Source organism: Mameliella sp. AT18, from assembly GCF_028807275.1.
Classification (GTDB): domain Bacteria; phylum Pseudomonadota; class Alphaproteobacteria; order Rhodobacterales; family Rhodobacteraceae; genus Antarctobacter; species Antarctobacter albus.
The window spans coordinates 1-10,420 of record NZ_JARAMO010000279.1; the positions used below are offsets into that span (position 1 = coordinate 1).

Here is a 10,420-nt window from a genome sequence, read left to right on the forward strand (position 1 = left end):
GGGATCGTGTTGCGATAGGCCGAATAGGGCAAGCCACGGGTCGTCACCCCCAGCCGGCGCGCCGGGTCCAGCACCGCGATCATCACGAAATGCGCCCGTTCAGGGCCATCATGGTGGGTGAGGCTTTCCAGCGCCTCGATCCACTCAGCGGTTTATGCGGGGTCCGGATCCTGGGGGATACGGTCAAAACGGGTCTGGTGCCGGGCCATCATTCACTCCTGCCTTTGGCCAGACCTAGACAGGCGCGCGGGGCAATTGGCGCCAAACCAACCACTCTTCAGGCTGATCTTTGGAGGAATCCGTCAATAATTTCGCAATACCTTACAAGATTCACCATGAGCGCCGACAGCCTCGATTCCATCGACCACGCCATCCTGCGCGAGGTCCAGCGTGATGCCCGCCTGACCCTGCAAGAGCTGAGCGGGCGGGTGAACCTGTCGCCGTCGCCCTGCGCCCGGCGGGTTCGCATCCTTGAAGAGCGTGGATACATCAGCGGCTATCACGCGCATCTGGACGAGGCCAAACTGGGCTATCCCTTCAGCGTCTTTGTCTCGGTCAAGCTGGATCACCAGGTCGACGACCGGCTGCAAGCCTTCGAACAGGCAGTCAACGCCTGTCCCGAGGTGATCGACTGCTGGCTGATGACCGGGATTACCTGCTGCGTGTCGCGGTCGCCGACCTGGTCGAGTTCGAAGGCTTCCTGACTCGCCGGCTGACCAAGGTGCCGGGCGTGGCCTCCATCGAGTCCTCGATCCCCATCCGGCGCGTCAAGAAGGGGTTTTCACGGCTGGATTGACCGGCACCGTCAGTCGCCGTCCAGCGGATGAAAACAGGCCGCCTGTACGCGGTCGCCTTCCAGCCGGGGCACCTCCTTGCGGCAGCGGTCGCTGGAGCGCGGGCAGCGCGCGGCAAAGGCGCAGCCGGGCGGCGGGTTCAGCGGGTCTGGCAGCTCGGTCTCCTTCGATTCCGGCGCCGTCAACGGCCGCCCGACCACCGGCGCACTGTCGGCCAGCAACTTGGTGTAGGGGTGACGCGGGGCACGGAAAATCTCTTCGGCCGGGCCAAGTTCGACCACGGACCCAAAGTAAAGCACCGCGATCCGGTCGCTGACCGCCTCGACCACCGCAAGGTCGTGGCTGATGAACAGGTAGGTGAGGCTGAATTCCTTTTTGAGGTCCGCCAGCAGGTTCAGCACCTGCGCCTGCACCGAGACATCCAGCGCCGACACCGGCTCATCCAGGATCAGGATACGCGCATTCGCCGCCAGCGCCCGGGCGATCCCGATCCGCTGCGCCTGCCCGCCTGAAAATTCATGCGGATAGCGCTCCAGGAACTCCTCGCGCAGGTTCACGCTGGCGAATATCTCGGAAATCCGCGTGTCGCGCTGCGCGCGGTCCATGCCGTAGAGGCGTTTCAGCGGCGCCTCCATGATCTGGCGGATCGTCTTGCGCGGGTTGAGCGAGGAAATCGGGTCCTGAAAGACATACTGGATGCGCTTGCCAAAAATCGCCGGGTCGGCGTTGTCCAGCGCCGCACCGTCGATCTCGATGGTGCCGGTCGTCGGTTCCAGCAGGCCCACCAGCATCCGGGCCAGCGTGGACTTGCCACAGCCGGATTCCCCCACGATGCCCAGGGTCTCTCCCTGCTGGACCGTCAGGGAAATCGGATGCACCGCCTTGACCGTCCCCCTGGACGCCGCAAGGAAGCCACCTCCCACCGGGAAACTCTTGGACAGCTCCGTCAGTTTCAACGCCTCTGTCATTCTGCGGCCTCCTTCAGCGGGGTCACGGGATGGATACAGCGCACGGCGCGCGCGCCTTCACGCTCGAGGTCGATCTCGCCCTGTCTGCAGTCCGCCTGCACCCGGTCGCAACGATCGGCAAAGGCACAGCCTGCGGGCAGCTTGTCCACCACCGGTGGCAGGCCCGGGATCGCCTCCAGCCGTCGCTTGCCCTCGCCCAGTTCCGGAACACAGGCCATCAGCCGGGCGGTATAGGGATGCGTCGGCGTTTCCAGTACCGACTGCGTCGGCCCTTCTTCGACGATGCGGCCCGCGTACATCACGGCCACCCGGTCGCACAGCTGCCCCACCACGCCGAAATCATGGGTGATGAACACGATGGCCAGCCCGCGCGAGCGGCGCAGGTCATCCAGCAGCGACAGGATCTGCGCCTGAACGGTCACGTCCAGCGCCGTTGTCGGCTCATCCGCGATGATGATGTCGGGATCGTTGGCCAGCGCCATCGCGATCCCCACGCGCTGGCGCATCCCGCCCGACATCTCGTGCGGATAATCGGTGATCCGCTTTTCGGCGTTGGGAATGCGCACCGCTTTCAGCAGTTCGATGGCCCGCGCCTGCCCCTCGCTCTTGCTGATGGGCCGATGCGCGCGGATCGCCTCGATCAACTGGTCACCCACCTTGTAGAGCGGGTGCAGCGTGGCCAGCGGGTCCTGGAAGATATAGGCGACGTTGCGGCCCCGCATCTCGCGCAGCTTGCGATAAGGCGCGCCGATCAGGTCGTCGCCATCATAGCGCACCGCACCCCCGGTGATGACCCCGGGCGGCGAGGCCACCAGCCCCATGACCGACAGCGCGGTGACGGATTTTCCCGACCCGCTTTCACCGATCACGCCCAGGCACTCCCCCGGCTTGACATGCAGGGACACGCCGCCCACCGCCCGATAGACGCGATCCTTGACGTGGAACTGGGTCTGCAACTCCTGCACTTCCAGCAGGCCCTTGCCCTCGGCTTGGGGCACCGGGTCCTCGCGGCGGACCATCGTGGAGGCCATCGGGCGCGACAGCGCGCCGGATTTCAGCCTCGGGTCCAGCGCGTCCCGCACCCCGTCGCCCAAGAGGTTGATCGACATGACGATGATCAGGATCATGATGCCGGGGACGACCGAGGTATGCGGGTTGGTGATCAGCGCCGAGCGCGCTTCGCCCAGCATCGAGCCCAGGTCCGCCTGCGGCGGCTGCGAGCCCAGCCCGAGGAAGGAGAGCCCGGCGGTTTCCAGGATCATCCAGCCGATGGTGGTCGACATGGCGATCACGATCACCGGGATCACGTTGGGCAGGATTTCCGTCAGGATGATGCGGGTGTTCGACAAGCCCGCCAGACGCGCCGCATCGACGAATTCCTTGTGCGCGATGCCCACGGTGATGCCCCGGATGTTGCGCGCAAAGAAGGGCACGTTCACGGCGGCCACGGCGATCAGCGCGTTGAACAGACCCGGCCCAAGGGCGGCGACGATGGCCAGCGCCAGCAGGATGTAGGGAAAGGCCATCAGCATGTCGACGCCGCGCATGATCAGGTTATCGGTCCGCCCGCCGTAGAACCCGGCGACGATGCCGATGGCCGCGCCCAGCGTGGCGGCGACCACGGCTGCGGCGAACCCCACGGCCAGCGACAACCGCGTGCCCCACATCAGCCGCGACAGCAGGTCCCGGCCAAGGTGATCTGTGCCCAGGAGCGCGCCCTCGGTAAAGGGCTTCTGGAACCGCGCGGCGGTATTGGTCACGTTCGGCTCCGCCAAGGGCAGGAGCGGCGTGATCAGCGCCAGCAGAACGACGAAGCTCAGGACAATGCCCCCGGCCAGCGCCAGCCTGTTGCGGGCGAGGAGTTTGAGAAAGGCCATCATGTCTTGATCCTCGGGTCCAGCAGGCTCTGCGCCACGTCCACCACGATGTTGAACAGGACGTAACAGGCGGCGACAAAGACCACGCCCCCCTGCACCAGCAGGATGTCCCGCTTCAGGATCGCGTCGACCAGCATCCGGCCCACGCCAGGCCATTGAAAGACGATCTCGATATAGACCGCGCCCGACAGGACGAACCCGGCCTGGATGCCGAGGACAGGGATGATCGAGACCATCGCCGCCTTCAACGCATGGCGCCAGATCACGCCGCGCTCATTCACGCCCTTGGCCCGCGCGGTGCGGATGAAATCCTGTCGCAGCACCTCCAGCATCGCGGAACGCGACAGGCGCGCGATCACGCCGGTGGCGACCACCGCCAGCGCACTGGCCGGCAGGACCAGGTGATTGAGCAGCGCCCAGATATCCCGCGTGCCATAGATCGGCCACATGCCGGAAACCGGGAATATCCTAAGGTTCACCGAGAAGAACAGGATCATCATCATGCCGAGAAAGAAACTCGGGATCGAGATCCCCAGCAGCACGACAAAGGTGATGCCCTTGTCCGCCCAGCCATACTGGTTGGCGGCCGAGATCACGCCCGCCATGATGCCCAGCACCGAACAGATGACAAAGGACGTCCCGGCCAGGATCAGCGTCCCGTTGAACCGCTCCAGAACCTCGTCGATCACAGGCCGGTTGAGCGAGAAACTGGTGCCGAAATCGCCCTGCAGCATGTTGCCGAGCCAGATGAAATACTGCGCCACCAGGGGCTTGTCCAAGCCAAGGTCGCGGTTCAGTTTTTCCACGTTCTCCGGCGTCGCGTAGCTGCCCAGGATCGCCGTCGCCGGATCGCCCGGGATCAGCGCCATGATCAGGAAGACGATCACGGTGATGCCCAGCAGCACCGGAATGGCGGAAATCAGTCGTCCGAGGATATAGCGCCCCATGCGCACCCCCTTTGTCTGGCGGGAAAACGACCCCTGGCTTCTTTGGGCAAGAAATACCTCCGGGGGTGTGCGCCGCAGGCGCACTTCGGGGGCAGAGCCCCCGGCGGGCGGGGCCGGGCTCGATGCCCGGCCCCGCCCGACTCGCGATCAGTTCTTCACCACGTCATCCAGCAGCAGGAAGAAGGACGGTTGCAAGGAAAAGCCCTCGACCCGGTCGCTCGTCACCGCGTTCTGCTTCCAGTTGGCGACAAAGACCCAGGGCGCATCTTCCTGAACGATGGTCTGCATCTCCTTGTAAAGACGCGCGCGCTCGTCCTGGTCGGTGGCGACGCGGGCCGCCTCCAGCAGTTCATCCACCTTCGGGTTCGAATAATAGCCAGAGTTGAACCCGCCCGCCTCGGGCCAGGCATCGGTGCGCAGCGCGAGGAAGGGCAGCGTGTCGGGGTCGTTGGTCATCCAGGCCATCTCGGCCATGTCCGCCTTGCCCGCCAGACCCGGGTTCACCTCGCCCAGGAAGGTGTTCCACTCGTAGGTCTCGATCGTGACGTCAAAGCCGACCGCTTCCAGGTCCGCCTGGATCGCCGTGCCCATCGCGATCGGGTCCAGCATGCCGGACCCGCCCTCGGTCACGAAGAATGTCAGCTCCGCCCCCTCGGCACCGGCCTCGGCCAGCAGCGCGCGGGCCTTGTCGGGATCATAGGGATAGGGCTCGAGATCCTCGTTGTAGGCCCAGGCGAAGGCCGGCGGCGTCGGGCCTGCGGCCACGGCAGCGGTGCCTTCCAGCACGTCGTCCACCAGCGCGGTCTTGTTGACCGCGTAGTTCGCCGCCTGGCGCACCAACTTGTCGGCAAAGGGGCCTTCCTTGGCGTTCAGGATCAGGAACCAGACATGCGGGCCGGCCTGCTCGTGCACCGTGTATTCCGCGCCCTGGAATTCGGACAGGGCCACGGGCGGCACCTCGACCATCAGGTCGATCCCCCCGGCCAGCATTTCCGCCGTGCGGGTATTGGCATCGGTGATCGGGCGGAACACCACCGCCTGCAAATCCGGTGCCCCGCCCCAGTAGTCGGGGTTGCCCTCGATCACCACCGCTTCGTTCGACCGCCATTCGGCAAAGGTGAACGGGCCGGTGCCCGAGGGATTGCGGCCAAAATCCGATCCGTACTGTTCGACCGCGGCGGGCGAGACGATCAGGCCGGTGGGATAGGCAAGGTTCGACAGGAACGGCGCATAGGGCGCGTTCAGGGTGAACTTCACCGTCAGGTCATCCACCACCTCGATGGTTTCCACCGCCGAGAAGAAGAAGGCCAGCGGGAAGGGACCCGTGTCGTGATAGGGGTGGTCCTCGTTCAGCATCCGCTCGAAATTAAATTTCACCGCCTCGGCGTTGAACGGGCTGCCGTCGTGAAAGCTCACACCCTCGCGCAGGTTGAAGGTGTATTCGGTGCCGTCCTCCGAGATGGTCCAGTCGGTCGCCAGCGCCGGCTCGACCTCCAGCGTGCCATCCTTGTAGCGCACCAGCCCGTCGTAGACGTTCATCAGGATGCGGAAGTCGTTGACCGCCGTGACCGCCGCCGGGTCCAGCGCCTTGGGCTCGGCGATCTGGCCGACGATCAGGACGCCCGGAGGCGTCTGCGCCTGGGCCCCGGTCAGTGTGCCGACTGTCAGCGCAAGCGCCGTCCCGGCGGCAAGCAGCCCTCGGCGGGTGAAAGAGAAGAGCGACATTGCGTTACCTCCGCTGTTGTCCTTGGGTCTTGTTCTTCATTTTTTATTTTTCATGATAAATTGCATGAGGCCAAATTTTCATGATAAATTCAAGTCTCATGATGAGGAGGCTCCCGCATGACGATTTCGATCCTTGCATACGATGAAAAAACAGGCCGCTACGGCGGTGCCGCCACCACGGGCAGTCTCTGTGTCGGCGGCTGGGTTCTGCGCGGGGATGCCGAATCGGGGATGTCGGCCTCACAGGGGTCCCTGCCCTCGACCATGTGGGGGACAGAGACGCTCGCCCTGATGAAATCCGGACTTTCCGCACGCGACGCCGTGGAGCGTGTGACCGGCGCCGACAGCGGCCGCGGCCAGCGGCAGCTGGCGACGCTGGACCCGACAGGCGGCACCGCCAGCTTTACCGGCGCCGACAGTATTCAGGCGGCGGGCGCGCGCAGCGCGGACAAGGTGATCGTCACCGGCAACCTGCTCTCTTCCGAGGAGGTGCTGCAAGCGATGCTGGACGGGTTCCTTGCCGCCGAGGGCGCATTCGATCTGCGCCTGCTGGCCGCGCTGGATGCGGCCGCGGCCGCCGGGGGCGACAGCCGGGGGCTGCTCTCTGCCGCGCTGCTGATCGTCGGGCGGGACATGGCGCCGCTGACCCTGCGCGTGGATCATTCGGCGACACCTCTGGCCGATCTGCGGGCGCTGCACCAGCGCGCCACCAGCGGCGACTATGCCGACTGGGCCGTCATGGTGCCGACGCTCGACGACCCCGAGCGCGCCACCCCCTACGGTGCGAAGACCGACCAGCCGGTGTAACCGGCGATCCGTTCGGCCAGCCAGGTGCCCACCTGCGAGTTGCCATAGCTGTCCAGCCCCGGCGACCAGACCGCGATCGAAGCCACGCCCGGCGCCACCAGCAGGATCCCCCCGCCCACCCCGCTCTTGCCCGGCAGGCCGACGCGAAAGGCGAAATTGCCCGAGCCGTCATATTGCCCGCAAGTCATCATCAGCGCATTGATCCGCCGCGCCCGGAGCGGCGAGATCATCGCCGGCACGCCGGGCAGCATCGCCAGCATCCGCCCCGCCCTCGCCAGTTGGCGACAGGTCATCTCGATGGCGCATTGATGGGCGTAGGTGCCCATGACCATCTCGGGCGGGTTCAGCAGGTTGTCATGCGATTGCAGGTAGTACAGCAGCGCCATATTGCGGCTGGCCGTGGCCTTTTCCGACTCCGCCACCGCCTTGTCGATATGGATGTCGTCATCCTCGGCCGCGGCGCGGACAAGGTGCATGATTTCGGATAGCGCCTGCCGGGGTTCACGCCCGCCCAAAAGCGCGTCCGTTGTCACCAGGGCCCCCGCGTTGATGAAAGGATTGCGCGGGCGGCCGTTCTCATGCTCCAGCAGAAAGATGCTGTCGAAGGCGGTGCCAGAGGGTTCGCGCCCGACCCTGCGCCAAAGGTCATCCCCCAGCCGCCCCAGAACGGCCGCCAGCGAAAACACCTTCGAGATGCTCTGGATCGAAAAGGGCCTGTCCGCCTCCCCTGCCCCAAGCTCCGTCCCGTCGGCCAGACAGAGGGCAACCCCTACCTGCGCCGGATCGACCTTGGCCAGTTCGGGGATGTAATCTGCGGGACGGCCCCAGTCGCCCGCGCCCCGCGCCTCGGCCACGAGGCGTTCCAGCTCTTTCGCCAGTCCGTCCATGCTCATTCCGCCATGAATCGTTTCATGACCACCGCCTCCTGGTCCTCCATCAGGCGGCGTGCCATTTCCATGTGTTCGCGCATGATGGCCCGGGCGGCCTCGGCATCGCCGTTGCGCAGCGCCTCGACCAGTCCCGCCTGGTGGTCGCGTCCCTGCCGCCAGAGTTCGTGGTTCGGCTTGGAATAGAGGCGTTTGTAGACGGTCAGGTCGGCCAGGATCTGCGCCATGAAGCCGATGAAGAACCCCAGCAAGGCGTTGTCCGCAAACTCAGCCAGGCGCGCGTGGAACACCAGCGAGGCGACATGCTGGGCGCGTTCGCCCTCGGCATCTTCGGCGGGTTCGGCATAGGTGGTCATGATCCGCCCCAGCTCTGCCAGTTGTTCCGGCGTCAGCCGCCCGGCCAAAGAGGCCGCCAGCTCCGGTTCCAGCGCGATGCGCACCTGGTAGATGTCGTCGATCGAGATATTGCGGAAATAGAAATAATTGCCCAGCAGCGCATGGGCCCGGTCCTTGCCGACCTCGCCCACGAAACTGCCACCGCCCGGGCCGGTCTTGGTCACCACAAGGCCCTGCGCCTGCAACAGGCGCATCGCCTCGCGGATCGTGCCCTTGGACATGCCGAATTCGGCGATCAGCTCTGCCTCGCCGGGCAGACGGTCGCCGGGTTGCAGCCCGCGTTCGACCACCCAGTCCTTGATGGCCTCGGCCACGCGCACCGGGCGCGACCGGCGCGTGCCATCGCGTGTCAGGGGGCCGGGGCCTTGCAGGCCGGTCATTTGGAACGGGTCCGTGACGACATTGCAAGAGACAAGCAATTCATCATGATAAATTCAAGAGGCATAAGTTCGGGCCACATCGGGACGGGTCACAGATTTTCGGACGTATGAATGTCGAAATCCAGCATGACGTTCTGCGCCCCGGCGTCCGGCCCGGCGCGTTTGGACTTGACCAGCGCGGCCAGGGTCTGGCGGGCCAGGGCCTCCATCGGGTGCGATATCGCCATCGTCAGCGTGCCGTCGAAAAGCGCCCTGCGCGTGACATCCATCAGTTCATAACCCACCGCGACAAAGCCGGGACGCCGGGGCGCCTCGCGCAGGGCGGCCAATGACCCGGTGATCCCCCCGCCAGAGATGAAAATCCCGCACATCTCGGGGTGCTGGGCAAACAGGTCTTCGGTCATCTCGCGCGCCACATCTGCCGATTCAAAGGTCGCGCGCGGCTCCAACAGGGTGAAACCGGAGGCGTTCTCGCGGAAATAAGAGCGAAAGCCGCTCTCGTTCAGGTCCTGGTTGCGGTAGCGCGTGTTGCCGACAAGGATGCCTATTTCGCCCCTCTGGTGGCAGATCTTGTCAAAGGCCCAGGCAGCGGTGCGCCCTACCTTGAAACTGTCCAGCCCCACGTAGCCGACATTCCCCCGCGCGGTCAGGGGGGTGATCAGCCCCATGACAGGGGTGCCCCGCAGCAGCAGGGAATCGATCGCATCGGTGATGAGAGGATGTTCCGCGGCCACCAGGGCCACCGAATCGCAATTCGCGCCAAGCTGTCTCAGCCGGTCTGCCACGACCTCGGGCGAAAGGTCGTCCAGAAACTCCAGGGTCAGCTCGATCCGGCCATCGGTGTGCTCTTCGGCAGCCTGCCGAAAGGCCGCGCCAAGGTCGCGGTAGAACGGGCGCCGCTCCTGCAAGAGCAACACGCCCGGGCGATGCACCTCCCGGCCGGCGTGGACGGAATATTCAATTGCCCCAAGGCCATAGAACCCGATGTCTTGCGCCGCCCGCAGCACCCTTTCCCGGGTCGGCTGGCGCACGCTGTCGGCCTTGTTGATCACCCTGTTGACCGTCGAAACCGAGACGCCCGCAGCCTCTGCCAGGTCAGGAATTGTCGGTCGTTTCACCATGTCGGGGTCACTTCATTTCGTTTCATCTTGGTTGTCGCGTGAACTGAAATGATATGAAATCACTCTCATCACATCAGCAAGCTTGATTTGATGCAGGTCAATTCGTAAAGAAAACATGCATCGGTCGGCGCAGTTTTCTGCCAGCGCCGATGAGACGCTGGGGAGGGCGCACTCATGGATGATCTGCAGTACGGCACCCGTGACAAACGCGGCAACTGGGCCCCGAACGCGCCTTTGGAAATCGCCCCCTTCTGGCTGGGCAAGTTCAACAAGATGGGTGCTTTCCTGGTCGATTACCTCTGGCCCTGGAACGCCTTTCACATGGCGACGGCCCTGCTCTACTGGGTCTTCGTGATCCCCGATGCCCAGACGCTGGCGACGCTCAGCTGGGGCTGGCCGCTCTACCTGCTGCTCGTGAACATGGCGGGCATCTTCGCAATGTATGGCGCCATCGAGCTGTTCTACTACGTTCGGCGCAGGCAGGGCACGCGGTTCAAGTACAACGCCAAGTTCCCCGC

Annotated in this window: 9 protein-coding genes and 2 pseudogenes; 3 read left to right on the top strand and 8 right to left on the bottom strand. The window is 65.0% G+C overall.

Going from position 1 to position 10,420, the window contains the following annotated elements:
• Window positions 1-140 (bottom strand): pyruvate dehydrogenase E1 component-related protein (locus tag PVW46_RS28860; protein WP_500862259.1); only part of this gene is annotated, 140 nt, incomplete at its 3' end.
• A 195-nt stretch (window positions 141-335) separates the two neighbouring features.
• On the opposite strand from PVW46_RS28860, the pseudogene PVW46_RS22805 reads away from it, so the two are divergent.
• Window positions 336-796, top strand: a pseudogene (locus PVW46_RS22805) (Lrp/AsnC family transcriptional regulator).
• 9 nt (window positions 797-805) lie between these two features.
• Here the strand turns inward: PVW46_RS22805 and PVW46_RS22810 are convergent.
• The 4 genes from PVW46_RS22810 to PVW46_RS22825 form a co-directional block, all read right to left on the bottom strand.
• Window positions 806-1,762 (bottom strand): ABC transporter ATP-binding protein, encoded by a 957-nt coding sequence (locus PVW46_RS22810; protein WP_069210256.1) that lies wholly within the window; start codon window positions 1,760-1,762, stop codon window positions 806-808.
• Entirely contained in the window at window positions 1,759-3,639 is a 1,881-nt protein-coding gene (locus PVW46_RS22815) for a dipeptide/oligopeptide/nickel ABC transporter permease/ATP-binding protein (RefSeq protein WP_069210293.1), read from the bottom strand. The genes PVW46_RS22810 and PVW46_RS22815 overlap by 4 nt, the downstream gene beginning before the upstream one ends.
• A complete protein-coding gene (locus PVW46_RS22820) occupies window positions 3,639-4,586 on the bottom strand; it encodes an ABC transporter permease (protein ID WP_069210292.1) in 948 nt (315 codons plus the stop codon). Before PVW46_RS22820 ends, PVW46_RS22815 begins: the two co-directional genes overlap by 1 nt.
• A 147-nt stretch (window positions 4,587-4,733) precedes the next feature.
• Window positions 4,734-6,311, bottom strand: a complete 1,578-nt coding sequence (locus PVW46_RS22825) for an ABC transporter substrate-binding protein (RefSeq protein ID WP_274577786.1) — start codon at window positions 6,309-6,311, stop codon at window positions 4,734-4,736.
• Window positions 6,312-6,428: 117 nt separating this feature from the next.
• Here PVW46_RS22825 and PVW46_RS22830 point away from each other — a divergent pair, with 117 nt between their 5' ends.
• Complete coding sequence (locus PVW46_RS22830; protein ID WP_069210257.1) at window positions 6,429-7,118, top strand: DUF1028 domain-containing protein; 690 nt, start codon at window positions 6,429-6,431, stop codon at window positions 7,116-7,118.
• On the opposite strand, the gene PVW46_RS22835 is transcribed toward PVW46_RS22830, so the two are convergent.
• From PVW46_RS22835 to PVW46_RS22845, 3 genes are all read right to left on the bottom strand, one after another.
• The gene (locus PVW46_RS22835) at window positions 7,088-8,005 is read right to left on the bottom strand and encodes a glutaminase (protein ID WP_069210294.1); all 918 of its coding nucleotides are present in this window, start codon (window positions 8,003-8,005) and stop codon (window positions 7,088-7,090) included. The two genes, PVW46_RS22830 and PVW46_RS22835, sit on opposite strands and share 31 nt — an antisense overlap.
• Before the next feature lie 2 nt (window positions 8,006-8,007).
• Window positions 8,008-8,781, bottom strand: coding sequence for a FadR/GntR family transcriptional regulator (locus PVW46_RS22840; protein WP_052244812.1), 774 nt, complete (start codon window positions 8,779-8,781; stop codon window positions 8,008-8,010).
• An 89-nt stretch (window positions 8,782-8,870) separates the two neighbouring features.
• Window positions 8,871-9,902 carry a LacI family DNA-binding transcriptional regulator gene (locus PVW46_RS22845; protein WP_069210258.1) on the bottom strand — a complete coding sequence of 344 codons (1,032 nt, stop codon included), beginning with the start codon at window positions 9,900-9,902 and terminating at the stop codon, window positions 8,871-8,873.
• 174 nt (window positions 9,903-10,076) lie between these two features.
• Between PVW46_RS22845 and PVW46_RS22850 the strand changes: the two are divergent.
• A pseudogene (locus PVW46_RS22850) lies at window positions 10,077-10,420 on the top strand (sterol desaturase family protein); the annotation flags it as partial.

What these genes read in the sequence shown, in the direction of transcription:
- PVW46_RS22815 (WP_069210293.1), bottom strand. Translation starts at nt 3,639, where the DNA reads ATGGCCTTTCTCAAACTCCTCGCCCGCAACAGGCTGGCGCTGGCCGGG.
- PVW46_RS22820 (WP_069210292.1), bottom strand. Translation starts at nt 4,586, where the DNA reads ATGGGGCGCTATATCCTCGGACGACTGATTTCCGCCATTCCGGTGCTG.
- PVW46_RS22825 (WP_274577786.1), bottom strand. Translation starts at nt 6,311, where the DNA reads ATGTCGCTCTTCTCTTTCACCCGCCGAGGGCTGCTTGCCGCCGGGACG.
- PVW46_RS22810 (WP_069210256.1), bottom strand. Translation starts at nt 1,762, where the DNA reads ATGACAGAGGCGTTGAAACTGACGGAGCTGTCCAAGAGTTTCCCGGTG.
- PVW46_RS22835 (WP_069210294.1), bottom strand. Translation starts at nt 8,005, where the DNA reads ATGGACGGACTGGCGAAAGAGCTGGAACGCCTCGTGGCCGAGGCGCGG.
- PVW46_RS22830 (WP_069210257.1), top strand. Translation starts at nt 6,429, where the DNA reads ATGACGATTTCGATCCTTGCATACGATGAAAAAACAGGCCGCTACGGC.
- PVW46_RS22840 (WP_052244812.1), bottom strand. Translation starts at nt 8,781, where the DNA reads ATGACCGGCCTGCAAGGCCCCGGCCCCCTGACACGCGATGGCACGCGC.
- PVW46_RS22845 (WP_069210258.1), bottom strand. Translation starts at nt 9,902, where the DNA reads ATGGTGAAACGACCGACAATTCCTGACCTGGCAGAGGCTGCGGGCGTC.